Here is a 26720-nt window from a genome sequence, read left to right as displayed (position 1 = left end):
CTCATCATCTCACCGACGCTTTGTAAATTCAGCGCATTGTCGCGAAAAACGGCGCCTCTCAGATTAAACAATTCATCTTGTACCAACAAGTGTTGACACTTGGTCCTACATGTGTCAGCATAGCCAAATCGTGGCGTTCGCCACTGTCTATCGAGGAAGATCAATGAAACACGATATGCAGGTATCCGCTCTCGCGACCTCAACCTTTACCCGCCTGGAGAACAAGGTTCTCGGCTCGCTGTCTGCTGCCGTGATTGGCGACGCTTTAGGAGCGCCGACCGAACAGCGGAGCATGAACGAAATCCGCCAACTGTTTGGTGGTCGGGTCGAAACCTTCTTCGCTCCACCGGGAGACTCGCCCTACGCCAAAGGCAGAAAGGCGGCCCAGTTCACCGATGACTCGAGTCAAATGATCATGCTGGCCGAGGCCTTCGTTCGCGGAAACGGCCAGGTGACGTCAAGAGACGTGGCTGACATGCTTATTACCTGGTCACGCAACCCTGACTACTTCCCGCACTTCGCTGGCCCAAGCACACGGCGAGCCATAGAAGCCCTGGAAAATGGCGCTGACCCCGACACCATCGGGGCGGAAGGTCGCGAAGCGACCATGGGAGCCAGCAACGGCGGCGCCATGCGTGTCGCCCCCGCAGGGCTTGTCCACCCAGGCGACGTAGAAGGGGCCGTCCGTGCTGCGGCAGTGACCTGCCGACCAAGCCACTTCACCTCTATTGGAGTCTCGGGGGCTGGCGCGGTCGCTGCCGCGGTCGCGGTCGCGTTACGTGACGACGCGACGATCCTCGACGTCGTGCGCGCGGCCCTCCATGGCGCCGAACTCGGCCACAGCATTGGAGCCATGGAAGGCCGCGAAGTTGCTGGAGCCCATATCGGCCGACGCATCGAGCTGGCCGTACGGATTGCCTCGACATCGCCGGATCTGGACACCGCGGTCCGCGACATCGCCCAAACAGTGGGCACTGGCCTTCACGCCGCCGAGGCAGTCCCGGCCGCGATTGGCTTCTTCGTTGCAGCCGCCGGGGACCCCTGGCTCGCCGCCGTCGCCGCCGCTAACTCAGGCGATGACACGGACACCGTCGGATGCATGGCCTGCTCGATTGCCGGCGCCTACGCGGGATTCGACGCTGTCCCGGCAGACAAGCTTGCACAAGTGCTCGAAGCCAACAATCTAGACCTCAACCCGCTCGCGGCCGACATCGCTCGTGTCGCCCGCGCGACCCTCTGACGCATAACTGTCCCCAACTTCAGCAAAGGAGCTGACATGAAATCACGCACAGCGGCCGCATTCGTGGCCCTAGCCTTAGGTAGCACTGGGCTAGCGGCCTGCGGCGCCTCCGACTCGGACGATGGCGCCTCGGCGGGAGGCGAGACCCTGCGAAGCGGGGAAACGTATGACCCCCGCGCTTTTGAGGGCTCCTCAATCAACCTTCTTCTCATCGAGCACCCTTTTGTCTCAGCGCTTGAACCCCTCATCCCCGAGTTCGAGGAGCAAACCGGCATCGACGTGTCCTACGAGGTGTTCAGCGAGCAACAGGGCTTCGACAAGCTCCAGGCCGATCTGTCAGCCGGCTCTGGCAACTACGACATTCTCATGACTGACCCGCTACACAACTGGCAGTATGCTGCCGCTGGTTGGCTCGAGCCACTTGAGGATTACATCGCGAACGACGCAGTGACGATGCCAGACTACAATGTCGAAGACTTCGTGCCCGGAATCTACGAATCTGGGCAGTGGAACCTCGAGCTGGGTGAAGGAATCGGCGAGGGATCAACGTGGGCGTTGCCGATCAACTTCGAGTCCTACAACCTCACGTACCGCCCCAGCATGCTCGAAGAGGCCGACGTCGAGGTCCCTGAGACTTACGAGGAGGTCCTCGAGGTCACAGAGAAACTCAGTGAGACTCTTGAGGGTAACAGCTACCCTATCGTCACTCGGTTCGACCGGTACTGGGACCTCACGTACCTCACATGGGCGAGCATGGCGCAGTCCTACGGCGTCCATCTTCTTGACGAGAACGGTGAAGTCGCGATTGCCAGCCCGGGGGGCATCGAAGCCGCCGAGATGTTCCTCGAAATCGTCAAGGCCGGATCACCGGACGATGCCGCGGCGTTCACATGGTACGAGGTCCTGCAGGGCATGGCTTCGGGACGATTTGCGATGGCCCTTAATGAAGCCGACCTCTTCGCGGCGACGTATGAGAATCCGGAGGAATCCTCCATCTCCGATGATGTCGGCTACGCACTGGTTCCTGAGGGGCCTGCTGGCCGCGCCACTGGTGCGTGGGTGTGGCAGGTCAGTATGAACTCCGGTTCCCAGGACAAGGGCGCTGCGTGGACCTTCATGCAGTGGTTGACAAGTCCCGATGTCTTGCTCGAGACAAACCTTGCCGGCAACATGAACCCGGTTCGTGCTTCCGCCTGGGAGGACGAGGAGCTCTCGGCAATGGTGGACGAATGGGGTGAGACCCCAGGGCAGTACCGTGAGGTTCTCGAGGCCACAGCAGAGATCTCCGCGATTAGGTTCCCCCCTCACCCTGAACTCACCCGCGTGCTGGACATTTGGGCTGAAGCTCTACAGGCGTCCTATTTTGACGGCAACACTGAAGAACATCTGAAGTCTGCCGCCGACGAGATTGATTCCATCCTCAACTGACAACCTGTTCCCGCATCCATAGAGGAGTGCCATGTCCGCGACGCCGACGTCGCGCAGAGCTCCCGCCCTTCGCCCTTCCGGCACGAACCCTCACGAGGTCCGTGCCGGAAGAGGGGCACAACGTTCAGCGCAGCGCACATATGTCCTGATGCTTCTGCCCGCCCTGCTTCTGCTTATCGGGATCATGATCCCGTTCGCGGACGGAGTGTGGACCAGCCTCACAGACGAGAAGAGTTACACCGGAAGTCCGAACTTCGTCGGTCTGAGTAACTACATTGAAATGCTTAGCAATCCCTCTTTCCTCGCAAGCCTCGGCCGGACAGTCTTTTACGCCGCCGCGGTCCTGGCGATCCAACTCCCACTGTCAATCGCGGTCGCTGTGCTCCTCTCCCGGTCGAGCTTCGGCAGCTGGATAGGTCGCCGTACACTCGTCCTGCCTCTCCTCATACCGCCGATCGTCGCTGGCCTCATGTGGAAGACGATGATGCAGCCGAGCTCCGGGGTGCTGAACTGGATGCTCGGATGGTTCGGTGTGGACCCCTTCCCTTGGCTGACTGACACCAGTACAGCCCTTATGTCCGTCATACTGATCGATACATGGGTGTTTACTCCCTTCAGCGCGCTCATCGTCCTCGCCGGGCTACAATCGCTACCCACAGAGTTGCATGAGGCCGCCAAGGTGGACGGCGCCAGCGCGTGGAACATGTTCCGTCACGTCAGCCTGCCGTGGATTGCCCCCTATGTCGTGCTCGTTTCCATTTTCCGAGTCGCCGACAGCCTCAAGCAGTTCGATCTCATTTGGCCGGTCACCCGCGGCGGACCCCTCGACTCCACCCGGTTGCTCCATGTTCTCGGTTACGAAGAGGCCTTTCGCTTCTCGAGCCCCTCAGCGGCTATGACGATCATCTTCATTCTCTGGATAGTCGTCTACGTCGTCAGTTTTCTTCTTCTGCGGCTCTGGCGCCGAACAGTCAACGCGGTCGGGTGAGGGAGACTCATGACACGAACAATTCCGAAGCTCGGCTTCCTCGTCGCCTACGTCGCATTGCTAACGTTCCTGCTTTTCCCACTCGTGTGGATCGTCATGATGTCGCTCAAGGGGTACGGCGATGTCATCGCCTACCCTCCGACGTTCGTCTTCCAACCAACGGTGGAGAATTACCAATCTGTCATCCTGGGTGACTCGTCGTCTCTCAGCTCCGGAGCAGGCGAGTTCGTCCGCTACCTCCGCAACTCGGCGATCATCTCCGGCGGTGCAGTCCTTCTGTCCCTGCTCGTCGGAGTGCCGGCCGCGTACGCGCTGATCCGGGGTCGCACTCGCGGAGAGGATTCGCTCGCCTTCACATTCATGTCATTTCGGTTCGCTCCGGAGCTGATGGTCATCATTCCGCTTTACGGCATCTATCAGCGGATCGGTCTCTACGACACCTTCATCGGCATGATCCTCGCCCACCAACTCATCACGATCCCCATGGTGATCTGGATCGTTCGCACTTTCCTCAGCGACGTTCCCGTCGAGATCGAGGAGGCGGCCCAGCTGGACGGTTGCAGCCCTCTTCGCACGCTGTGGACCGTCGTCATACCCGTGATTCGTCCCGGTGTCGCCAGCGCAGCAATTCTTGCGTTCATTTTCAGCTGGAATAACCTCCTTATGGGACTCGTGCTGTCCGGCCAGAACACCCAGCCCGTCACTGTAGGTATCCTCCAGGCCATCGGCTTTGACCAAGTACGGTGGGGATGGATGGCGGCAGCCGCCATCGTAGCCGCACTGCCAGGAATGCTCACCGCCTTGTACATGCAGCGCCACCTCGTCATGGGTCTAACCATGGGGGTGGGGAAGTGAAGCTACCCCACCCCACCCACTCCGACGGCAACCTCGCCGTCGAAAAAATGAAAAGGAGATAACAATGACGAGTAATCATACAACCGATGGGGCGCTGGGCGTTATCCAGTCCGGCGTCGCGACATTCTTCGGTCGCCCGCAGGCCCCAGCTACCGATCTCGGCGGCGCGCTCTGCGCCATCGCAGGCGTGCCCTGGGATGAAGGAAATGCTGGACGCAATGGCGCAAACATGGGCCCGCGTGCCTTCCGCGATGCCTCCAGCTGGTTCTTCGGTTACGACGCCCAGCGGGGACACGACCTGTGGAGCGCGCTCCCCACCGTCGATGCAGGAGACGTCGCCGTCATTCCGCCCAACGCCGCCCGGACGATGGAGAGCATCGCCGACCACGTCCGCATGATTCGAGACCAGGGCGCGCTACCTTTCCTGGTTGGCGGCAACCATTCCCTGACGATCGGGGCGACGCAGGGCGCGGCCGCAACCGTCTCCCGCATGGGATACATCGCGATCGACGCCCACCTCGACACGGCTCGAGACGTTGCAGGTGAGCGTCTGAGTAGCGGCTGTCCAACAATACGCACTGCGGAGCTGCCGAACGTTGGTGGTGCGAATACGGTCGTATTCGGCGTACACGGCTGGCTCAATCCGCGCGACCAAGTAGAGATGGCGGCGGAGCTTGGCATCACCTGGTTCGGCATGGACCGTATTGAGGAGTTGGGACTGGAACGTGCGCTGGCCGAAGCAATCGAGATCGCAACCGACGGAGTCGATGGTCTCTACGTCACCTATGATCTCGACTCGACCGACGCCGGGGCGTTCCCCGGAACCGGAACGCCCGAGCCCGGAGGTTTCACGGCCCGCGAAGCACTGAAGATCGCCCGCATACTTGGCCAGGCCAAACCGATTGCGATCGACATGGTGGAACTTGCTCCAATCTATGACCTATCGGGTATTAGCGCTCGGCTCGCCTGCGGCATCGCCCTCGAGATGCTTGCAGGGACTTGCGAGCCGTGATTCGACCGGCACGGGTAAGTGTCATCGGTGACGCCGCCGTTGACTACATCATTGAACTGCCGATCGAACCGGCAGCCGATGAGAAGGTAACGCCACTGCGGAGCCGGTGGGGGCTGGGAGGAACTGGCGCGAACTCCGCATTCGCCGCCCGTTCACTGGGCTCCGAGGTCACACTGCACGCGGCGATCGGGAACGACCCCAACGGCCAATGGGTCTTAGAAGCCCTCCGTGAGCGCGGACTCGATAACTCGCATACTGCTGTGCGTCCCGGCCGGACAGCTTTTGCCACTGTTCTCCTGCGTGGTGAAGCCCGAGAAGTGATCGTGGACATCGGTGTCGGCCTAGATCTCGAACCCTTGGACCTCAATCAGCTGGCGCTAGCCGACCTCGTCTACGTCTCCTACTCCCCCACGGCCATCATTGCCCTCGTCGCGGCGGGACAAGGTCATCGGGTTGTCGCCGGTGTCGAAGAGTGGATGGTCCACGACGAAGCGGTCAGGCATGCCCTCGATCATTGCCGACTCCTCATCACTAACGAAGCCGGGTGGGACGCACTCGCAGGAGTCTCATCTCGACCGCGCACAACTGCCGTTGAGACCCGCGGATCGCGCGGCGCCGTCATCTATCCCCCGGACGGGGCCCCATCCAGCCTTCCCGCCCACCGCGTAGAAACGGTGGACGCAACCGGAGCGGGCGACTGCTTCGCCGGAACACTGTGCCACTATCTCGCGCATGGCCATCCGGTTGACTTTTCAGTGAGGCGAGCAATGGCGGCAGCCGCGATCTCGACGACTGTGATCGGAGCGCAGGGGTGGAAACCAAACAGCGAACAGATTGACGCCGCACTCGAGTCTCTATCGGCCAGCGATCTCTGAAAAAGCGGCGCTCTGAGCGGCGCTGATTCTGCGGTTCTATCAGCACCGAGCCGACATTGTCGATGCAATGGCAATGCCAACGGGCCATGGGCTCATATCTCCGAACGTTCTGCGGGATCTGCCAGGAAGGATGAGTAAGATGGTGCCGCACTTTACTCCCCAATCCCGAGCTTGAAGTGTTGGATACGCCGGCAGGCAAAGGGAGAGAAATGAGGGGCGAATGACGAAGGAGAACACCGCATGTCGAACCCACTTGATCTTGGCGAGCCGAGCCGACCTGCAGACAACCCGCTGATCCTCGAACCGCCAAGGCCTGCGGACGCGGTCGTGGTCCATCAACCCGAGAAGGTCGGTGGAATGATCCTCGTCGACTCCGATGAGCAAGAGAAGCACGCGGATACAGCACGCAGGTTTCTTGACGATCTCCTCGCAGCGGAGCCGCGCAGTCCGGAATTTCAAACAAAGCTCGCTCAGCTCACTCGGCTCGGCGAGGGCATCATGGCCCAGGCGAGCACGTCGTCGAGCCGCATGCTCGACCGGCCCGCCTCATTCTCTTCCGCCGGCAACGATCCGGCCTCGCGCACGGGCAAAACGATCGAAGAGCTTCGGCAGATCGTCACCGACCTCGACCCGAAGAGGCATGACCTCACAGGCGGTAAGAGACTGTTCAAGTTCCTGCCGGGCGGAAAATCTCTCGAACGCTACTTCATGAAGTACGAGTCAGCTCAGTCGCACCTCGACGCGATCACAAAGTCGCTTCGCGGAGGGCAGGATGAGTTGCGGCATGATAACGCTGCGATCCAGACCGAGCGGGATGCGCTGTGGGAGGCGATGGGATACCTCGCCAACTATTCGGTCCTCGCCAACCATCTCGGCAACGAGCTCGAACAGCGCATCGCCAACCTACGGGCCGAGGGACGTGACGACGATGTCGCCGCGCTCGAGACCGATGCGCTCTTTTACATTCGTCAACGCCACCAGGATCTCATGACCCAGCTCGCGGTCTCCGTGCAGGCGTATCTCGCACTAGATGTTGTTAAGAAGAACAACTCCGAGCTCATCAAGGGTGTCGACCGAGCCCTTGATACCACTCTGTCTGCACTTCGCGTTGCCGTCATTGTTGCGCAAGCAGTTGCTCAGCAAAAGATCGTTCTATCCCAGATCGAGGCACTCAACACGACGACGTCAGACATGATCCTTCAGACATCCGAGATGTTGCGCTCCCAAGGCACTGCCATTCACGAGACCGCCGCAAAGGCGACGATCGATCCTGACAAATTGCAGCAGGCGTTCGACAACGTCTTCCAAGCCCTGGACGAAATCGATAGGTTCAAGGTCGAGGCTGCCATCGCTATGAAGGACACGACAGCGACGCTACAGAACCAGGTAAACCGGGCGCGACACCAGCTCGAGCGTAGCCACGCAACAGACGCCGCGACGGCCCACGACCAGAGGAGCTGATATCCATGTACCGCGTGAAGAACGCCTTCAAGATCGCACTTGTCGTCTTGTTTTTCCCGTTTATCGCATTCCTGCTTCTCGTGGTTGGGATCGGCGCAAAAGACAAGAAGATCACGCTTGAGGGAGCTGTCTACGCAACGATATTCATCGTTGCGGTGGCGGGTCCCAATCCGTTCGTTTTCCTCGCTGCGATGGCGCTGTCTGGCGGCCGTGCATTCTGGCGCCGTGATCTGTGGCTTGATGATCCCAAGAAGCCCACGCCTTCTCGCACCAAACCGCAAGTCCAGTCGCAGCCAGCACCAACTCAGCTTCCTGAGCGCCCGGTCCCAGTTCAGTCCGCAGTAACGACGCTTTCGGCGGCGATCAACTGGGCATCCGCCCACGCCAAGGCGAACAAGCACCAACTTCCGTCCGACTCCTATGTGGCGATTCTCGAGTGCTGCCACACCCTCGACGCGATCATTGACGCCGAACGAGTGCACCCGTCACGCAATGCTCAATTCGAATACGAGCTGGAAGCACTCACGACCGACTATCTACCGACAGTCCTCAAGGGGTACCTCGCCATTCCAGCCGACATGGTCGATACTCCCCAGCCCAACGGCAAGACGCCAAACGAAGAGTTTGCCGAACAGGTACGGCTACTCCATAGCCAGGCGGAGACGCTTCATGCCACCCGGCACAGCGCATCATCAGCAAAGCTGACGAGCAGCGGGAACTTCCTCCGGGAACGGTTCGGCCACAAGCAGGAAGAGTTCGACTTCGGCGTCGAGTAGTCACGAGATGGCAGGCGCACCGACCGGTATGCCTGCCATCTCACACTTGATCGTCAACTGCACACCGCGGACTACGAGTTCGCCACGTGTGGGGAGATACACCAGCCACGTTGGCCAGTGAGCACTTAGAATAGGTGTGGGCTGGCGAGCAATGCTCCACAGCCGTTCAACATTTTGAGGAGTTCTTTTTGTCATCATTTCTCGCTGTGGCCACCACCGTGTGGGGACTGATCATGGCGCTTGCGCCGCTCCTGCAGATTCGACTCATGCTCCGTACTCGGGATTCCTCCAACGTCTCGCTGTCGTGGATGATCATCCTCGTCATCGGATACGGCCTGTGGTTCTCTTACGGCATCGTCTCGGGGGCGCTCCCCCTCATCATCGCCAACACCGTGTCGACTCTCGTTGGCATCGCCATGATCGCTGTCATCCTCTACTACCGGCAGCCGTCGAAGAAGACACTCGCCGTGGCGGTCGATAGTCAGGATATCGCCGCATAAACGCATGAGGCGGGCAGCTAGCTCGCCTCCCGACGCGCGCTCTGAGGCCGCGTCCGTAAAACTATCCCCAAGGTCACTCGCGTTTACTAACGTTGCACTCGGGTGACGCGGACGCCCAGACGAAGCGGATTGCGGCACGGGTGCGGGCGTCAGTGGTTGCGGCAGGGCGGCCGCGCCACCCGCTGAGACGACTATCATCGGCGGTCTAGGGCCAAAGTCCTCGTGCTGACTTCGCCTAGAACTCAAGAAGTCGGCGGGTCGTGCCAGTTCATGACATCCTAAAGGCATGGAAAAATGGCCTGGAAAACCCTATCCGCTCGGCGCCACATACGATGGCTCGGGCACTAATTTCGCTGTTTTCTCGTCTGTCGCGGAACGGGTGGAACTCTGCCTGCTCGATGATGACAAGAACGAAGAACGAATCGAGCTGACTGAAGTCGACGCTTTTGTTTGGCATTGCTACATCCCCGGCGTGCGTCCCGGACAGCTCTATGGTTACCGCGTCCACGGGCCTTACGATCCACCCAATGGTCACCGCTGCGACCCGTCGAAGCTTCTTCTCGACCCTTACGCGAAGGCGATCGATGGTCATGTTGAGAACTCACCGGCCGTGTTCTCCTACTCGTTCGATGACCCGACTCAACGCCATGAGGAGGATTCGCTCGGCCACACGATGGTGTCCGTTGTCGTCAACCCGTTCTTCGATTGGGGCCACGACCGCCCGCCGGGTCACGACTACCACAACTCGGTGATCTATGAAGCGCACGTCAAGGGAATGACGATGCTGCACCCGGACGTCCCGGACGAGATGAAGGGAACCTACTCAGGGCTCGCCCATCCCTCGATCATCGCGCACCTCAACGACCTCGGCGTGACTGCGATTGAGCTCATGCCGGTCCATCAGTTTGTTAATGACACGTACCTTCAGGAAAAAGGCCTGTCGAACTACTGGGGTTATAACACGATCGGCTACTTCGCCCCACAAAACACGTACGCATCCTACGGCACCCGTGGTGAACAGGTGGACGAGTTCAAGGCCATGGTCAAGGCTTTCCACGAGGCCGGCATCGAGGTCATCCTCGACGTTGTCTACAACCACACGGCCGAGGGCAACCACATGGGCCCGACTCTGTCGTTCCGCGGCCTCGACAACGCGTCCTACTATCGTCTCGTGCCTGGCGATGAGGCGCACTACTTCGATACGACGGGCACCGGCAACTCGCTGAATATGTCATCTCCTCACTCCCTTCAGCTCATCATGGACTCGCTGCGCTACTGGGTGACGGAAATGCGCGTGGACGGGTTCCGCTTCGATCTGGCCTCAACGCTGGCTCGTGAACTGCATGAGGTCGACCGCCTGTCGGCATTCTTCGACATCATCCAACAAGACCCCGTCATCTCGCAGGTCAAGCTCATTGCCGAGCCGTGGGATGTCGGCGAAGGTGGCTACAACGTCGGCGGGTTCCCTCCGCTGTGGACCGAGTGGAACGGTCAATACCGCGACACGGTCCGCGACTTCTGGCGCGGCGAGCCATCGGTCCTTTCAGAGCTCGCATCGCGCCTCACTGGATCCTCCGATCTCTACGAGCATTCGGGCCGCCGGCCCGTTGCCTCGATCAACTTCGTCACCGCGCACGATGGCTTCACGATGAGGGACCTCGTTAGCTACAACGAAAAGCACAACGAGGAGAACGGCGAAGGCGGCGCTGACGGCGAGTCGCATAACAGGTCTTGGAACTGCGGAGTCGAGGGACCGACGGATGATCCGGATGTCACTGCTCTGCGACTTCGCCAGATCAAGAACTTCCTCACAACTCTCCTCATTTCGCAGGGCGTTCCGATGATCTCGCACGGCGACGAGGTGGGCCGAACCCAGCTCGGTAACAACAACACGTACTGTCAGGACAACGAGTTGTCCTGGGTCCACTGGAAGCTGAGCGAGGAGCAGGAGGAACTGCTCGACTTTGCTCAAAAGATCGTCAACTTCCGCCACAGCCACCCCGTCCTCCGCAAGCGCCGCTTCTTCGCTGGCGGCTCGACGCACGGCGGCGAGTCCGAGCTCGGCGAGATCGAATGGCTGACCCCGTCTGGTGAACGGATGCACGACGAGGATTGGAACACGTCGTACGCGAAGTCCGTCATGATCTACCTCAACGGCGCCGCAATTACGGAACCCAACCGTCGCGGTGAGAAGGTTATCGACGATGATCTCCTCATTCTCATCTCCGCCGATGGGTCAGACATCGACTTCACCCTTCCGAATGAAAGCTACGGAATCACGTGGCATGAAGTGCTCAACACGGCCTCTCCCGAGACGGAGGGGAGCGAACGTAAAGCTGGCGGAACTTATACCGTGACAAGCCGGTCTATCGTCATTCTCATGAGGCCCGCCGAGCAGCGGGAGGAGGAGCTTGAGCTCCGCCGGGAAGCTGAGACAGACGCACAAGATGAACCTGACGTGTCCGAGAGTGGCGTCGCCGCCACAAAGTTGACTCACCTGGAGGAGACAGATGCCTGAACGCCACGCACATTCACACGCCCCGCGGGAAGGTCGGCGCCAGCCCGTGTCGACGTACCGCCTTCAGCTCGGACCTGACCTGACGTTTTCGCAGGCAAAGAAGCTGCTGCCATACCTGCACAACCTCGGCGCCACCGACATCTATTGTTCCCCCATCCTCCAAGCTGTACCTGGCTCGGCTCACGGCTACGACGTTGTCGATCATTCGACGATCTCAGCGGAAATCGGCGGGGAGCGTGCGTTTCGCTCCATGGCAGACGAGGCGCACAAGCTCGGTATGGGTGTCATCGTCGATGTCGTTCCGAACCACATGGCGGTGCCCACTCCCCTGTATCTCAACAAGGAGCTGTGGTCAGTTCTCAAGTATGGGCCCGAGTCGCCCTACGTCGACTGGTTCGACATTGAGATCGAAGAGGGCGGTGAGGGGGTTCTTATGCCGGTCCTCGGTACGAGAATCGGCACCGCTCTTGCCGACGAGACTCTCTCGCTCGAGACGCGCGTCGTCCCCGGCTTCGAGGACGAAGGCGAACAGCACGTCCTCACGTATTACGACCACATCTTCCCGGTTAAGGACCAAACCGAGGCGCTACCGCTCGCTGATCTTATTGAGCGCCAGTTCTACCGGCTCGCCTACTGGAAGGTCGCGAACGAAGAGCTGAACTACAGGAGGTTCTTCGACGTCGATACGCTCGCAGCCGTCCGTGTCGAGCGTGACGAGGTGTTCGCAAAGACCCACAGCCGCCTCCTCACGCTCTACGACAAGGGCTACATCGACGGCTTCCGCATCGATCATCCCGATGGGCTTGCTGATCCGCGAGGCTACTTCCGCGACCTCTCGGAGGCGACGGGCGGAGCTTGGGTTGTCGCGGAGAAGATCCTCGACGGCGATGAGGAGCTCCCTGACGACTGGCCCGTCGCCGGTACGACCGGCTACGACTCGGCTTGGCGCATCCAGGCCCTCCAGACGGACCCGAATGGGATCATCACGCTCGGCACGATCATGGAGGAGATCGCCGGTGATTCGGCTGGCGACCTTCCCGCCATCATCACGGAGGGCAAGCAGCAGATCATCACGGAGTCGCTCTTCGCCGAAATCGACCGCCTCGCAGAGATCCTCTCAGCCCTGTGCCGCTCCGACGTGCGACTGCGGGACCACACGTTCCGCTCACTGCGCGAATCGGTTGTTGCACTCATCTTGGAGATGGACAGGTACCGGGCCTACGTCGTTCCCGGGGAGCGACCAAACCCGCAGGCCGAACGTGCTTTGCGGGAGGCCGCCGAACGGGCGAAGAAGCGCTTGGTCGAGGATCGGCACGAGACTCTCGATATTGTCGTCGAGCTGCTTCTCGGCGCCGAGATCGGCTCTGCTGGACGCACCCACGAGAAGAAGCGCGCGGAGCTCATCATCCGCTTCCAGCAGGCGTGCGGTCCCGTCATGGCGAAGGGCATTGAAGACACCGCCTTCTACCGGTGGACGCTTCTGCTGTCATCGTGCGAGGTTGGCTCCTACGCGTTCACTCCCACGTACTCTGCCGATCAGATGCATGCGTGGGTGCAACGCACCCTCCCGGCGTGGCCGGTGACGATGACCGCGGGAACAACTCATGACACGAAGCGCGGCGAAGACGTCCGCGCCCGCATCAGCGTTCTGTCCCAGTACGCGCCCGCCTGGCGGTCACTCCTCGAGGAGGTGCGAGAACTCGCTGCGAAGCAGCACCCCGCGAACCTCGACGGCCGCACGGAGAATCTCCTGTGGCAGACAATCTTTGGAACATGGACAGACCGGGGACCTATCAGCCACGACCGTCTCGTCCAGTACCTCGAAAAGGCCTCGCGCGAACAGAAGGCGTGGACGACGTGGACGGAGCCGAATGAGGACGCAGAGAACGCACTCTTCATGTTCGCCCGTTACCTCATCACCGACCCGAAAATTGGCGAGAAGATGACGGAGTTCTACGAGTACACCGCTCCCGCGGTTCGCTCTGTTCTCCTCGCCATCAAGGCGATCCAGCTAACGATTCTTGGCGTTGCAGACAATTACCAAGGCGAGGAGATCACACAGAACTCGCTCGTCGACCCGGACAACCGGCGGCCCGTTCATTACGGCGACATCATTCCCATGCTCGAGAAACTCGACGAGCACGGTCTTGGTTCTCATCCGACCCTTGACGAAGAGAAGCTCTGGCTCGTGTCGCGGATCCTGCGCTTGCGCAGAGACATCCCCGACGTGTTCGTCGGCGGCGGCTACAAACCCCTGCCGGTCACGACAGGGCACGCCTTCGCATTTGCTCGCACCGTCGGCGATGAGGCGCGAGTCGCTGTCATCACCGAACGTCTCCACGCCGAACTCGCTCAGACAGGATTCGGCGACCATACGGTTGTCGTTCCGGACGGAACGTGGACCGATATTCTCACTGGAAATTCCTACGAAGCAGGCAGCATCGCCCTGGCCGATCTGCTGAGCTCCATGCCCGTAGCCATCCTCAGGAGGGAAGACTGACATGTGGGCACCTAAACCGACGACACTCGACATCCTTATTGGCGGCCCCGAATGGGAGCCGGGCGATGACATGAAGAGAAGGCCGCTCTCGAGGAATGGGGATTACTGGGAGATTCCCGTCCTACCTCACGGCACAGCGTACGGCTTCTCGATCGACGGTGGCCCGCTCCTGCCGGATCCGAGGAGCGCCGAACAGCCGTGGGGGGTCCACGGTCCCTCCCGGGTCTTCGACACCTCGACGATTGAATGGACCGACAGCGACTTCGATGGCGTCGACGGCCGGGGCGCTGTCCTGTACGAGATGCACGTGGGGACCTTCACCTCCGAGGGAACGTTTGCATCCGCTATCGACCGGCTCGACCATCTCGTCGAAGTCGGGGTCGACATGGTCGAGCTCATGCCGGTCGCACCCTTCCCGGGTGAACGCGGCTGGGGCTATGACGGAGTGAGTTGGACAGCCGTTCATGACTCCTATGGCGGCCCGCTCGGCCTTGCGCAGTTCGTTGACGCCTGTCATCGCCGCGGACTCGGCGTCTGTCTCGATGTCGTCTACAACCATCTAGGCCCGGACGGAAACTATCTTGACCAGTTCGCCCCCTACTTCACGGACAAGCATGAGACGCCGTGGGGTACCGCCATCAACCTTGACGACGAGGGTAGCGAGGGGGTCCGCGAACACATCCTCTCCTCAGCGCTGCGTTGGTTCGAGGATTTCCACATCGATGCGCTTCGGCTTGATGCGATTCACGCGATGATCGACGACTCCCCCGTTCATGTCCTTGCCGAACTGGCTGACGCTACCCGGGCACTGTCCGGCGAACTCGGTCGCCCGCTCACCCTCATAGCAGAATCGGACCTCAACGACCCGACCGTTATCTCCCCGACCGAGCAGGACGGTTGGGGCATGGACATGCAGTGGGCGGACGATGTCCACCATGCTCTCCACGCCTACTTCACAGATGAGACTCACGGTTACTACGTCGACTTCGGCGACGACCAGGCATTGTCGAAGGTGTTCCGTGGCGCTTTTTATCACGACGGTTCGATCTCAACTTTTAGAGACACGTCGTGGGGCCACCCAGTTCCGGACTCGATCGACGGGCATGCATTCGTCGTCTACGACCAGAACCACGATCAGGTTGGCAATCGAGCCCAGGGTGACAGGCCCTCGGAGCACCTCACCGAGGTTGAGTCACTCGCTTCGCTCGCGCTCGTTCTCCTCTCCCCCTTCACCCCGATGCTGTTCCAGGGCCAAGAGTGGAATACGAAGTCGAGGTTCGCGTTCTTCACCGACCACAATGATGAGCTCGGTCCGCTCGTCTCGAAAGGCCGGCTTTCCGAGTTCGGCGCCCATGGCTGGGAAGAGATCTACGGCCCGGATTTCGAGGTGCCTGACCCGCAGGCGATCGAGACTTTCGAAGGATCAAAGCTCGACTGGGACGAATTGGCTGAGAACGGCAATATTCTCGAGTTCGTCAAACACCTCATTCGCATCCGCAAGGAAGAGCCCGCCTTCGCATCACCCGATCGGCTTTCGACTCGCCTGGAGCGGCCCGCACCAGGGCAGATTATCCTCCACAGGGACACGGCACGGCTCGTCATCAACATCTCCGACGAGCAGCTGACGGTTCCGGCAAGCGAGGTTCTTCTGACCCGCGGCAGTGTCACTCAAGACCAGACAATGACGCTCGAGCCGCAGTCCATCGCCGTCATGAAATAGCGGACGGTTGTTGAGGGCCGGTCGGCAACAGCTGACCGGCCCTTTGCCTACCCACACTCGTCACGCCGCGTGCAGTTGAGGACAGCGTTCAGTCGATGCTCGGCTCAACCCGGTACCGGGTGAAAGCGGGGACGAGGAGCGCACAGAGAAGGACGAGCAGGACGACGAGGACTCCGCCGCCGCCCGTCGCAAGCGCGGTTCCGACATAGATCGCGGCCGCGCCATGGGCAACATCGGCAATCCGGGGACCGCCGGAGACAACGACGAAGAACACGCCCTGGAGTCTGCCACGTACCTCGTCGCTCGCTGCTGTAAGCAGCATGGCCTGCCGGAAGGCTGCTGACGCAATGTCGGCCGCACCTCCGAGCACGAGGAAGAACGCGCCGATCCACAGCCAGTGATCGGGGGCGCCGGTCGCGAAAAAGACTGCGATGCCGAAGCCGGTCATTGATAAGCCCCAGGCGACGATGCAGAGGATGACGGCAAGACCGTGGCGTCTGATGCCGGAGACCCAGCCTGAGAAGATGCCACCGAGGGCTGAGCCGAGCGGGATCGCGGCATAGAGGATGCCGAACGCGAGCCCGCCGCTCATGCTTGACCCAAAGGATTCGTGGGCGATCTGTGGGAACAGGGCACGCGGCATCCCAAAGATCATGGCGATGAGGTCGACGACGAAGCTCATGAGAAGGATTTTGTGGCCCATGAGATACCCGAGGCCTTCGACAACCGACCGCCATCCCGGCGCCCGCTTCTTCTCCTCGTAGCCGGCGGGAACGAGACTCGGTAGGCCGATGACGGCGAGCAGAGTCGGCATGAGAAGAACGATGTCGGCGAAGTAGAGCCACTGGAAGCCAAGCACGGGGATGAGGGCACCGCCGATGAGAGGCCCGGCAATGCCGCCCGCTGATATGACCGTCATGTTGAGCGCAGTCGCCGCCGGTATCTGACGGTTCGGTAAGAGCTGCGGAAGGATCGAGATACGGGCCGGCTGATTGGCGGCAAAGAATGCTTGCTGGGCCGAGAACGTGAGGAGGATGAGCCAGACGTTCGTGTTGCCGAGCGCGGTCCACACGAAGAACAGCGCCGAGGTCAAGACGATGCCGATGACGGTGACGATGAGGAGGCGCCTGCGATCCAGGGCGTCAGCCAACGCCCCACCCCACAGGCCGAAAATGAGGAGCGGGACAAGACCGAAGATGCCGGAGAGGCCGACGTAGGCAGAACTACCGGTCAGCGAGTAGAGCTGGGCGGGAACCGCAACGAGTGTCATCTGAGCGCCGATGACCGTGATAATGTTCGCTGACCACAGCCTGCGAAAGTGCGGATTGCGCAGAGGACGCGTGTCAGCGAAGAGAGCGCGTAGCGCCATCAGCCTTCACCCCGCACCGACCATCATCGACCAGCCGCATGGCTGAATTCTCTTGCGGGTGAGCAGCCCGTCGACACAAGGAGGCCGCGCCAGTTTCGCGGGCTCCTCTGACGAGGTGTCGCACGATCTTTTCGGCCCCGCTGTATCGCCCCGGCGCAAGTTCGCAGTACCCGCCGGGGCTCGGTTCGGATTCTCACGTGTCGGACCTGCTCCGGAGCTTCTTCATCTGTGACATGGCCGCCCTCTTCGCCTTGAGCGCGAGAGTGAGTCCCTGGTACATGACCGGTCGAAGCGGCAGATCCCAAGCGCCGGGGACCTCGGCGATCTCTTCTGAGAACTTCGTTTTGAAGCCGCGCACGCCCGCCAGCTGAGGTGCACGCTCGGAGTCGACGCCCATGAGATCAAAGCTTGTGACACCCGATTCGCGAAGCTTCTCGGTCATGTACCACACGAGAAGATCAGGAGCTCCCGCCTTCCGACCTTCTGCGGATGACGCGGCGTAGTAGTACGTCGCACGGGGACCGTTGACGGTCACGATTCCCCAGCAGTAGGGCTCGCCGTGAGCGCGGACCGTGAACAGCCTGGCATGTTCTGACCCGAGCGACGTCAGCATCCGCATGTAGGAGGCTTTCGGTGCAATACCGAAGCCGTCACGATCACCGGTCTCTTTGAGAAGCTCGTAAAGTTCGTCGAACACGAGGCTGGCCTGGTCAGTCTCTTCAGCCGCGACGAGGTTCTCGTTACGTAGCGACTTGCGAACGTCGCGACGGCCGCGCTTCTTCATCGACGCCATGAGGGCATCGCTATCGAGAGACAGGTCGAGGATAACGGTGCGGTCGAACGGGATTGACTGGAGGAGTTCGTGCAGGCGCACCGACGTGTGGTGAGCATGCAGGCGGACAAAGACGTACGTCCAATCCTTCTTGAGAACCCGCGTGAGATCGCTATGGAATCGCTCCTCCACCTGGGCGGTTGGCGGCTCCGTCCACACGGGGCCCTCCTTGGCCCACAGGTAGTGGAAGCCCCTGCCCCTATAGTCGGTCAGCGAGATGAAGGCGCGATCCTCGCCATCGACCTGCCACACGTAGCGCCCGTAGGGTTGCCTGCCCGGTGAGGCGAGATCGTAGGTGTCCCACGCGGCGGACTGCTCGAGCGGCAGATCGACTCCGGCGGCGCTGGCTCGGGTCATGAACTCTTCCGTCGGCAGGGCGACGATGCGAGACGTGGGCATGATTCCTCTGGTTTGTCGGGGGTGAGACAGGGTCAGTCTACCGGCGCGCCTGCGGGCACCGCATGTACCGACTCGATACGGTGCATATGTGACCGACGTACCTGCGCTGTTTCTCGCGAGTCTGGACTCGCTGCGCGACCACGTGTTCCGGCGTGAGTTTCGCCTGCAGGAAATACCCGCGCCGAAGAGAATCGCGCCATGGTCCGCAGCCCTCTCCGCCGAGATCAATACGTCAGGGCCACTCCTTGACCCGGACGGCTACCTCGGGGAGGCACGGTTCGTCCTTCTCTATGATCCCGACGGTCAGCCAGCGTGGAACGGGTCTTTCCGCATCGTCTGCCACGTGTCCGCCCCCGTCGAGAACGAGCTCGGTGACGATCCGCTCCTCGGTGAGGTCGCTTGGTCGTGGCTGACCGATGCGCTCGCGGCGCACGGAGCTGAATATCACAGCCTGAATGGGACGGTCACGCGGCAGATGGACGAAACATTTCGTGGGTTACACTTGGAGGACAGCCGCGTGAGCGTCGAGGTGCGGGCCTCCTGGTCCCCCGATTCCGAAGATGTCTCCGACCATTTGGATGCGTGGGCGGAATTCGCCTGCACGGCAAGCGGACTGCACCCCCCATCCGTCACTCCACTGGATCGCCTGTGAATGTAGATGTCCCACAGGGCGGAATACCGCCCCTGCTGTCAACGCGCGCCGAATTGATGTCCACCATCGAATCGCTGAAGCGTGGTAGCGGGCCCTTCGCCATCGACACTGAGCGCGCTCAGGGTATTCGCTACTCGAATCGCGCCTACCTCATACAAATTAAACGAGCAGGGTCAGGAATCTTCCTCCTCGACCCGCCACCACTCGAGAACCACATGGCGGACCTTGCCGAGGTGCTCGCCGAGGACGAGTGGATTCTCCATGCGGCTGATCAAGACCTACCAAGCCTTCGGCGGGAGGGTCTCACGGCGCCATCACTGTGGGACACCGAGGTTGCTGCACTTCTTCTTGGTGATGAGAGAGTCTCTCTTCAGGCCGTTATTTCCGCCAATCTCGACGTTCAGCTCGCGAAAGAGCATTCGAACTCCGACTGGTCGGCTCGGCCGCTCGCTCCCGAGCTGCTGTCCTATGCCGCGCTCGACGTTGATCTGCTCATTGAACTCCGCGAGGTCCAGCATCGCCGCCTGACGGAGGCCTCGCGGCTTGAGTGGATGCTTGAGGAATGCGAGTACCTTCGCACAAACCCGCCGAATCCTCCCAATCCGGAGCCATGGCGCAAGATCGCAAGCTCGCTGAGGATTCGAGACCCCCGCACCCTCGCAGTCATCCGCGAACTGTGGGTGGAACGGGACGAGATCGCCCGGAGTCGCGACGTCGGTCCGGAAAAAGTCTTGCCTGGAAAAGCCCTCGGTGCGCTCGCCGCTTCGTTGCCAACATCATTCGATGACGTGCAACGCTCATCCGCTCTGCGATCCAGGTCCCGTCAGGACCTGTCGAAGCGCTGGTGGGCGGCAATCGAGCGCGGCCACGACACACCCGACCTGCCCTCGCGTCACCCACTGTCGAAGGACGGGCTCCCGGATGTGAGGAGCTGGAAGAACCGCCACCCTGATGCCGCCGAACGTTGGGACATTGTGAGGCCCGCCGTCCTCACGAGGGCTGAGGAACTTGGCATACGTCAAGACGTGCTCCTCAAGCCCGCGATCCAGCGTCAGCTCGCGTGGGAGGGCTGGAACTCGGTGACATCAATGGTCGACGTCCTTTACCGGGCCGGTGCGAGGCCCTGGCAGATCGAAGAGGTCGCCGTCGTCTTACCGCGCACGCCAGAAGGCTGACACGGTCAGTCTGCGGAGAAACGGGGCAGGGGCGCGGCTTAAGCCGCGCCCCTGTTGCACTAAGCGTCGCTCGCGATGGAGAGCGCCGGGCCCTGCCCGGCAGCTGCCCGAACAGCGGCGATGACATCGTCGCCAGTCATGTGTTCACGGGCGAGGATGTCTTTCCTGCCTGCGTGGTCGATGAAATGGCGGGAAACGCCGAGGACGGTCACGGGAGGGTCGACGAGGTCGGCGATCTGCTGACCGACGCCACCTTCGCGTAGCCCGTCTTCGATCGTCACGATCGCATCGAACTCGTCTGCGTATTCGACGAGCTCTTCGCTGATCGGCAGGACCCAGCGGGGGTCGATGACTGTGACAGAAGCGTTCGTGACGGACGCAGCTGCAAGAGCCGCATCTGCCATGGCACCGATCGAGACAACGAGGATGTTGGGCCCGGACAGCCCGTTACGACCGATGACATCAAGAGAGCCGATGCGGTCGATGGCGGGGATGGGGTTGGGGACGGTTCCTTTGGGATAGCGCAGCATCGTCGGGCCATCGTCAACTGCCAGTGCTTCGTTCAACTCATCTCTGAGCGTCGCCTCATCGCGGGGCGCGGCCACTCGCAGGCCCGGGATCATGGCAGCAAGCGACAGGTCCCACATACCGTTGTGGGAGGCGCCGTCGTTGCCAGTGATGCCAGCGCGATCGAGAACGATTGTCACAGGAGCCTTGTGGAGGGCAACGTCCATGAGCAACTGATCGTAGGCCCTGTTGAGGAATGTTGCATACAGGGCGACAATGGGGTGATAACCGGCAAACGCAAGACCCGCCGCGGTTGTCACGGCATGCTGTTCGGCGATACCGGTATCAATGACCCGCTTCGGGTACAGGTCCCTCATCGGGCCGAGTCCAACTGGCCGCAACATGGCGGCCGTCAGGGCGACAATCTTCTCATCCGTCTTCGCGGCCCGAAGGATCTCATCGGCGAAGACCGACGTCCAGCCGAAGCCGGACGGCACGATCGGAAGGCCCGTCTCGGGGTGGATTTGCCCGACCGCATGGAAGTGGTCGGCGACGTCGTTGAGCGCGGGCTCGTAACCACGGCCCTTCTCGGTGATGGCATGGACGACAACGGGCCCGCCATACTCCTTTGCCATCTCCAGAGCGGTATCGAGATCGCCTATCTTGTGACCGTCCACGGGACCGACGTACTTGATGCCGAGGGCGTCGAAGATCCCCGCATTCACCAGCACATCCTTGACGCCCCGTTTGAAGCCGTGGATCGCATCGTACGCGAGCCGACCTGGTGCGCCGGAGGCCCTCAAGGTCTTCTTTCCCCAGTTGAGGATGTTCTCGTAATCCTTCGATACGCGAACCTGGTCGAGCCTGCGCGTCATGCCAGTGACGTCCATCTTGCGGGCCATGCCGCCAATCGTTGGCTCATACGACCGATCGTTGTCATTGAGAACGATGACGAGGCGCAACGACTGATCTTCGGCGATGTTGTTGAGCGCCTCCCACGCCATGCCGCCCGTCAGGGCGCCGTCGCCGATGACGGCGACAACTGTGCGCTCGTCGCCGGAAAGGCGATAGCCGCGCGCGATGCCAGCGGCCCACGACAGGGCCGTGGACGCATGAGAATTCTCGACAACGTCATGGACGGACTCAGACCGCGACGGATATCCGGAGAGGCCGCCCTCGGACCGCAGGTTCGTGAAGTCTTTGCGTCCCGTGAGCATCTTGTGCACGTAGGACTGGTGGCCGGTGTCGAAGACGATCGTGTCGCGAGGCGAATCGAACACCCGGTGAAGGGCGATCGACAGCTCGACGACACCCAGGTTAGGGCCAAGGTGGCCTCCCGTCTGCGAGACTGAATCGACAAGGAAGGACCGGATCTCCCTCGCGAGGACGTCCACCTGCCTATGCGACAGCCGACTTACGTCGGCCGGAGAAGTGATTGTCGACAGTATGCTCACACTGATCCTCCTGTACTGCCACATGAGCCTACCACTGCGGCCCGCCACACTGTGCCCCGACAGTGCGTGAAGCCAACTGCGCAGTCAGCGCGGCATACGAGACGAGGAGCGGCCGAAGCCGCTCCTCTTATCTCACACGTTGAAGCCGAGAGCGCGAAGCTGTTCGCGGCCCTCAAGCGTGATTTTCTCCGGGCCCCACGGCGGTAGCCAGACCCAGTTGATCCGAACATCGGTCACAAGGCCCTCGAGAGCCTGGACCGCCTGATCCTCGATAACGTCCGTCAGCGGGCATGCTGCCGACGTGAGCGTCATGTCGATGATGGCGGAGTTGCCGTCAAGGGTCACTCCGTAAAGCAGACCGAGGTCAACGATGTTGATCCCGAGCTCGGGGTCGATGACGTCGCGCAGAGCTTCCTCTATTTCGGCGGCTGTGATGTCACTCATTCGCCTTCTCCTTTCCCTTTGCTGGCCTTGATAGTTGCGTCGCGCATCGCCATCCAGCCAAGCAGTGCGCATTTGATGCGTGCGGGGAACTGTGCCACGCCCACGAAGGCGGCCCCGTCTTCGAGACGGTCAAGCTTGTCATCCGCAATTCCCTTGCCGCGTGCGTTCATGAGCTCCTGGAAGAGTCCGAGCAGTTCCTCTGACTCAGCCACGGTCTTGCCCTCGACGAGCCCGGTCATGACTGAGATCGAGGCCTGGGAAATTGAGCATCCCTTCCCGTCCCACACGAGCTGGCGGATTGTATCGCCCTCGAGGTTGACCTGAACGGTGACCTGGTCACCGCACGTCGGGTTGACCTGGAAGGACTCTCCGTCCGGGTTGTCGAGAATCCCCTGGCCGTGCCGTGCCTTGGCATGGTCAAGAATGATCTCTTGGTATAGGGAATCTAGGCTGCTCATGACACTCCGAAGTAGGGGCGGACACCGGCGAGCGCGTCGAGGAACGCGTCAACATCTGCCTCAGTATTGTACGGGCCGAGTGAGGCCCGAGAGGAAGCGAATGTGTCAAACACCTGATGGATCGGTTGCGCACAGTGATGACCGACACGGATTTCGACGCCCTGTGAATCGAGCACCTGCCCGACATCGTGAGGGTGAACGTCCTCGACGACGAACGCGACTGCCCCGAGGCGTTTCTCGGTTGTCGTCGGTCCAACGACGCGGACACCCGGAATGTCTGCAATGCTGGCGAGAAGTCGCTCAGTGAGCCGATCCTCGTGGGCGAAGATCTTGTCCATCCCGGCGACCGTGAGATAGTCGGCAGCCGCAGCAAGACCGACGGATTGAGAGACCATCTGTGTTCCCGCCTCAAACTTCGCAGGAGGTCGGAGGAAGGTCGTCGATTCCATTGTGACAACCTCAACCATCGACCCTCCCGTGAGGAACGGCGGAAGTGCGTCAAGCACCTCCGAGCGGCCCCACAGGACGCCGATCCCGGTCGGGCCGAGCATCTTATGACCGGAGAACACGGCAAGGTCAACTCCGAGTGACGGCAGGTCGACCGGGATGTGCGGAACCGATTGGCACGCGTCGAGGACGATGAGAGCGCCGACCGCTTTCGCGGCCGCCACGATCTCGGCGACGGGCGCAATAGCACCGGTCACGTTCGACACGTGTGCGAAGGCAACGATCTTCGTCTTCTCGTTAATGACGCCGAGAGTCGTGAGATCCAAACGGCCCTGATCCGGGCCCCCCATAGGCACGACGTCGAGCCAGCGGAGTGTGGCACCGGTGCGGGTGCACAGCTCCTGCCACGGTACGAGGTTCGCGTGATGTTCAGCTCTCGTGACAACGATTTCGTCGCCGGGACCGACAGCGTATGGCGAGGCCGCCTCGCCGCCCCTACCAGCCGTGATGTTCGACAGGGAGTAGGCGACGAGGTTGAGACCTTCGGTCGAGTTCTTTGTCCAGACCACGTCATCTGTCTGCGCGCCGACAAAGGAGGCGACGGTCGCACGAGCATCCTCGTACGCCTGCGTTGCCTCCTCAGCGAGCAGGTGGCTACCCCGCTTCACTGCACCGTTCGCGGTGACGAGGAACTGGCGTTCCGCGTCGAGGACCTGGACGGGCCGCTGCGATGTCGCGGCGGAATCCAGGTAAACGAGACGGCTGCCTTCCCGACCTGGACGAGCCAGGATCGGAAAGTCGGAGACCGGCACAGGGGTGGTCATGGTGTCTTCTTTCACAGGTAGCGGTCGTAGCCCTCTTCTTCGAGCTGCGTGGCAAGTTCGGGACCACCACTCGCTGCCACCCGGCCGCCCGCGAAGACGTGAACGTGATCGGGGGTGATGTACTGGAGGATCCGGGTGTAGTGGGTGATGAGGGCGATGCCGACATTCGTCTCGGCATGGACTCGGTTCACTCCCTCGGAGACGACGCGCAGGGCGTCGACATCGAGGCCGGAGTCGGTCTCGTCGAGAATCGCGAACTTCGGCTTGAGCAGCTCCATCTGGAGAATCTCATTGCGCTTCTTCTCACCACCGGAGAAACCCGTGTTGAGGTCGCGCTGGGCGAAGTCGTCCTCCATGCGGAGCTTCTTCATCGAGTCCTTGAGCTCGCCAACCCACGTGCGTAGCGCGGGTGCCTCGCCATCGATTGCGGTCTTCGCGGTACGGAGGAAGTTCGAGACAGTGACGCCGGGAACCTCGACCGGGTACTGCATGGCAAGGAACAGACCAGCGCGAGCCCGCTCATCCGTCGACATCTCGATGATGTCCTCACCGTCAAGGTAGACCTCACCCTCGGTGATCGTGTATTTCGGGTGGCCGGCCAGGGCGTAGGCGAGGGTCGACTTGCCGGAACCGTTCGGGCCCATGATGGCGTGGACTTCGCCAGCGTTGATCGTGAGGTCGACGCCGTGAAGGATCGGCTTGTCGCCTTCGTTCGTCTCGACCGAGACGTGGAGGTTCTTGATTACGAGGTTGGACACGGGGGTCCCTTTCTTGCTTAAAAAATTCAGTTGTGAGGGCTGTCGATGTCGACCCAGATGGAGCCGTTCTCGACCTTGATGGGGTAGACCGCTACGGGTTGGACGGCGGGTAGGGAGCGGGGTTGGCCCGTCTCAAGGTCGAAGACCGAACCGTGCTTCCAGCATTCGATTCCGCCGTCTTCGACGTCGCCATCCGATAACGACACATTGCCGTGTGTGCACAGATCATCAAGCGCGTGCCACGAGCCGTCGGAGTCACGCGCGATCGCGAGGTCAACCCCGTTCAGGGTCACCTGCATAACATCCGCGGGTTCGACGTCTGACTCATGGCACGCAACCTGGAAGGTCATGCCTGCACACCGGCCATCGTCTGGTCGAGCTCGACCTCGATGGCGGCCATGAGCTTGTCCTGGATGAGCGGGACGCCGATCTGGTTGATAAGCGAGGCAAAGAAGCCCCGCACGACCAGACGTCGTGCCACATCCTCAGAGATGCCGCGGGCACGCAGGTAGAACAGCTGCTCGTCATCGAAACGGCCCGTCGCGGATGCGTGTCCCGCACCTTCGATCTCGCCCGTCTTAATCTCGAGATTCGGCACAGAATCAGCCTTCGTCCCCTCCGTCAAGAGGAGGTTGCGGTTGAGCTCGTACGTGTCGGTGCCGGTTGCTTCGACCTCGATGAGGACGTCGCCAACCCAGACGGCGTGTGCGCCGTCGCCTTGGAGTGCGCCCTTGTAGGTTGCATTCGATCGGCAGTCGGGCGCTGCGTGCTTGACGAAGAGCCGGTGCTCCTGGTGCTGGCCAGCATCCGTGTAATAAGCGCCGAGAAGCTCCATGTCGCCTCCGGTGGCCGTGTACTCACCGTCGGTTGTCATGCGAACGATCTTGCCGCCGAGAGTGACAACGATATGCCGGATTGCGGAATCCTTGCCGAGGCGAATCCTGTTGTTCGACAGGTGGATTGCCTCGTCCTCCCATTCCTGGACCGTGACGAATGTCAGCTGTGCGCCGTCCTTGACGTCGATCTCGACCGTCTCTGACACCTGGCCGTCGCCCTCGTGGGAGAGGACGATTGTCGCCTCGGAGTTCTCCTCCGCCACGATGTGGAGATGGAGCGCAGCCGGGTCACCGCCCTGGCCCTCGACCTTGATGAGGCCCTCGACCTTGGCATCCTTCGCAACGGTGGCGACGTAGGCCTCGTCAAAGCTGTTCCAGGCGACGACCGAGGAACGATCTCCGGGGGCCTGGATCGTGCCGAGGCGCGGATCCTCACGTCCGACGACGTCAAGCTCGATGCCCTGTGCGGTGACGAGCGGCTTCGTGCCGTCGATCCGGTCAGCGAAGAACGGTGCGAGGTCCTTGACAGGCGTGAAGCGCCAGTCCTCTTCGGTGCCGTCCGGCACCGCGAAGTCGTTCAGATCGAACGACGAGGACCGGTCGCCGCGGGACGTGCCGACGACCTGAGTGAACGACGGGTCGTCCGTGGCCAGCGTGGCCCGGGAATGATCGGTAGACAGATTCGTCGTCAT

The 26720-nt window shown here is 61.4% G+C and carries 23 protein-coding genes; 14 read left to right on the top strand and 9 right to left on the bottom strand.

Going from position 1 to position 26720, the window contains the following annotated elements:
* Nucleotides 1-163 precede the first annotated feature (163 nt).
* The 12 genes from H7E91_RS02595 to treZ all read left to right on the top strand — a co-directional run bounded on the left by H7E91_RS02595 (nucleotide 164) and on the right by treZ (nucleotide 15873).
* Complete coding sequence (locus H7E91_RS02595; RefSeq protein ID WP_182353537.1) at nucleotides 164-1240, top strand: ADP-ribosylglycohydrolase family protein; 1077 nt, start codon at nucleotides 164-166, stop codon at nucleotides 1238-1240.
* A gap of 36 nt (nucleotides 1241-1276) precedes the next feature.
* Nucleotides 1277-2668: an ABC transporter substrate-binding protein gene (locus tag H7E91_RS02590; RefSeq protein WP_182353536.1), complete on the top strand. Its 1392-nt coding sequence runs from the start codon at nucleotides 1277-1279 to the stop codon at nucleotides 2666-2668.
* Between the two features lie 31 nt (nucleotides 2669-2699).
* Nucleotides 2700-3656 carry a carbohydrate ABC transporter permease gene (locus H7E91_RS02585; protein ID WP_182353535.1) on the top strand — a complete coding sequence of 319 codons (957 nt, stop codon included), beginning with the start codon at nucleotides 2700-2702 and terminating at the stop codon, nucleotides 3654-3656.
* A gap of 9 nt (nucleotides 3657-3665) precedes the next feature.
* Nucleotides 3666-4511 carry a carbohydrate ABC transporter permease gene (locus tag H7E91_RS02580; protein ID WP_182353534.1) on the top strand — a complete coding sequence of 282 codons (846 nt, stop codon included), beginning with the start codon at nucleotides 3666-3668 and terminating at the stop codon, nucleotides 4509-4511.
* Nucleotides 4512-4575: 64 nt separating this feature from the next.
* Nucleotides 4576-5523: an agmatinase family protein gene (locus tag H7E91_RS02575; RefSeq protein ID WP_182353533.1), complete on the top strand. Its 948-nt coding sequence runs from the start codon at nucleotides 4576-4578 to the stop codon at nucleotides 5521-5523.
* A complete protein-coding gene (locus H7E91_RS02570; RefSeq protein ID WP_182353532.1) occupies nucleotides 5520-6398 on the top strand; it encodes a PfkB family carbohydrate kinase in 879 nt (292 codons plus the stop codon). The genes H7E91_RS02575 and H7E91_RS02570 overlap by 4 nt, the downstream gene beginning before the upstream one ends.
* Before the next feature lie 240 nt (nucleotides 6399-6638).
* The gene (locus H7E91_RS02565) at nucleotides 6639-7859 is read left to right on the top strand and encodes a toxic anion resistance protein (RefSeq protein WP_182353531.1); all 1221 of its coding nucleotides are present in this window, start codon (nucleotides 6639-6641) and stop codon (nucleotides 7857-7859) included.
* Between the two features lie 5 nt (nucleotides 7860-7864).
* A complete protein-coding gene (locus H7E91_RS02560; RefSeq protein WP_182353530.1) occupies nucleotides 7865-8635 on the top strand; it encodes a hypothetical protein in 771 nt (256 codons plus the stop codon).
* 188 nt (nucleotides 8636-8823) lie between these two features.
* Nucleotides 8824-9135 carry a SemiSWEET family sugar transporter gene (locus H7E91_RS02555; protein WP_182353529.1) on the top strand — a complete coding sequence of 104 codons (312 nt, stop codon included), beginning with the start codon at nucleotides 8824-8826 and terminating at the stop codon, nucleotides 9133-9135.
* A gap of 286 nt (nucleotides 9136-9421) precedes the next feature.
* Nucleotides 9422-11653, top strand: coding sequence for a glycogen debranching protein GlgX (gene glgX / locus H7E91_RS02550; protein ID WP_182353528.1), 2232 nt, complete (start codon nucleotides 9422-9424; stop codon nucleotides 11651-11653).
* The gene (treY, locus tag H7E91_RS02545; protein ID WP_182353527.1) at nucleotides 11646-14153 is read left to right on the top strand and encodes a malto-oligosyltrehalose synthase; all 2508 of its coding nucleotides are present in this window, start codon (nucleotides 11646-11648) and stop codon (nucleotides 14151-14153) included. Before glgX ends, treY begins: the two co-directional genes overlap by 8 nt.
* Before the next feature lies 1 nt (nucleotide 14154).
* A complete protein-coding gene (gene treZ / locus H7E91_RS02540) occupies nucleotides 14155-15873 on the top strand; it encodes a malto-oligosyltrehalose trehalohydrolase (RefSeq protein ID WP_182353526.1) in 1719 nt (572 codons plus the stop codon).
* Nucleotides 15874-15961: 88 nt separating this feature from the next.
* Here treZ and H7E91_RS02535 read toward each other — a convergent pair whose 3' ends face one another.
* Nucleotides 15962-17242, bottom strand: coding sequence for an MFS transporter (locus H7E91_RS02535; protein WP_182353525.1), 1281 nt, complete (start codon nucleotides 17240-17242; stop codon nucleotides 15962-15964).
* Nucleotides 17243-17435: 193 nt separating this feature from the next.
* Nucleotides 17436-18473: a lipid II:glycine glycyltransferase FemX gene (locus H7E91_RS02530; RefSeq protein WP_182353524.1), complete on the bottom strand. Its 1038-nt coding sequence runs from the start codon at nucleotides 18471-18473 to the stop codon at nucleotides 17436-17438.
* Nucleotides 18474-18561: 88 nt separating this feature from the next.
* Between H7E91_RS02530 and H7E91_RS02525 the strand changes: the two genes are divergently transcribed.
* Together H7E91_RS02525 and H7E91_RS02520 are read left to right on the top strand one after the other, a co-directional pair.
* A complete protein-coding gene (locus tag H7E91_RS02525) occupies nucleotides 18562-19125 on the top strand; it encodes a DUF3000 family protein (RefSeq protein ID WP_182353523.1) in 564 nt (187 codons plus the stop codon).
* Nucleotides 19056-20300, top strand: coding sequence for an HRDC domain-containing protein (locus tag H7E91_RS02520; protein WP_338401707.1), 1245 nt, complete (start codon nucleotides 19056-19058; stop codon nucleotides 20298-20300). The genes H7E91_RS02525 and H7E91_RS02520 overlap by 70 nt, the downstream gene beginning before the upstream one ends.
* A 59-nt stretch (nucleotides 20301-20359) precedes the next feature.
* On the opposite strand, the gene dxs is transcribed toward H7E91_RS02520, so the two are convergent.
* The 7 genes from dxs to sufD all read right to left on the bottom strand — a co-directional run bounded on the left by dxs (nucleotide 20360) and on the right by sufD (nucleotide 26720).
* Nucleotides 20360-22285, bottom strand: coding sequence for a 1-deoxy-D-xylulose-5-phosphate synthase (dxs, locus tag H7E91_RS02515; RefSeq protein WP_194309100.1), 1926 nt, complete (start codon nucleotides 22283-22285; stop codon nucleotides 20360-20362).
* A gap of 108 nt (nucleotides 22286-22393) precedes the next feature.
* Nucleotides 22394-22705 carry a metal-sulfur cluster assembly factor gene (locus H7E91_RS02510; RefSeq protein ID WP_182353520.1) on the bottom strand — a complete coding sequence of 104 codons (312 nt, stop codon included), beginning with the start codon at nucleotides 22703-22705 and terminating at the stop codon, nucleotides 22394-22396.
* Nucleotides 22702-23163, bottom strand: a complete 462-nt coding sequence (sufU, locus tag H7E91_RS02505; RefSeq protein ID WP_182353519.1) for a Fe-S cluster assembly sulfur transfer protein SufU — start codon at nucleotides 23161-23163, stop codon at nucleotides 22702-22704. Before sufU ends, H7E91_RS02510 begins: the two co-directional genes overlap by 4 nt.
* Entirely contained in the window at nucleotides 23160-24434 is a 1275-nt protein-coding gene (locus H7E91_RS02500; RefSeq protein WP_182353518.1) for a SufS family cysteine desulfurase, read from the bottom strand. The genes sufU and H7E91_RS02500 overlap by 4 nt, the downstream gene beginning before the upstream one ends.
* 11 nt (nucleotides 24435-24445) lie before the next feature.
* Nucleotides 24446-25192, bottom strand: coding sequence for a Fe-S cluster assembly ATPase SufC (sufC, locus tag H7E91_RS02495; protein ID WP_182353517.1), 747 nt, complete (start codon nucleotides 25190-25192; stop codon nucleotides 24446-24448).
* A 26-nt stretch (nucleotides 25193-25218) separates the two neighbouring features.
* On the bottom strand, nucleotides 25219-25542 hold the full coding sequence (locus H7E91_RS02490) for a non-heme iron oxygenase ferredoxin subunit (protein ID WP_182353516.1): 324 nt from the start codon (nucleotides 25540-25542) through the stop codon (nucleotides 25219-25221).
* Nucleotides 25539-26720 (bottom strand): Fe-S cluster assembly protein SufD, encoded by a 1182-nt coding sequence (gene sufD / locus H7E91_RS02485; RefSeq protein WP_182353515.1) that lies wholly within the window; start codon nucleotides 26718-26720, stop codon nucleotides 25539-25541. Before sufD ends, H7E91_RS02490 begins: the two co-directional genes overlap by 4 nt.

Source organism: Flaviflexus huanghaiensis, from assembly GCF_014118685.1.
Taxonomy (GTDB): domain Bacteria; phylum Actinomycetota; class Actinomycetes; order Actinomycetales; family Actinomycetaceae; genus Flaviflexus; species Flaviflexus huanghaiensis.
The sequence above is the reverse complement of the archived record's forward strand: the minus strand, read 5'-3'. Positions and strand labels throughout refer to the sequence as shown.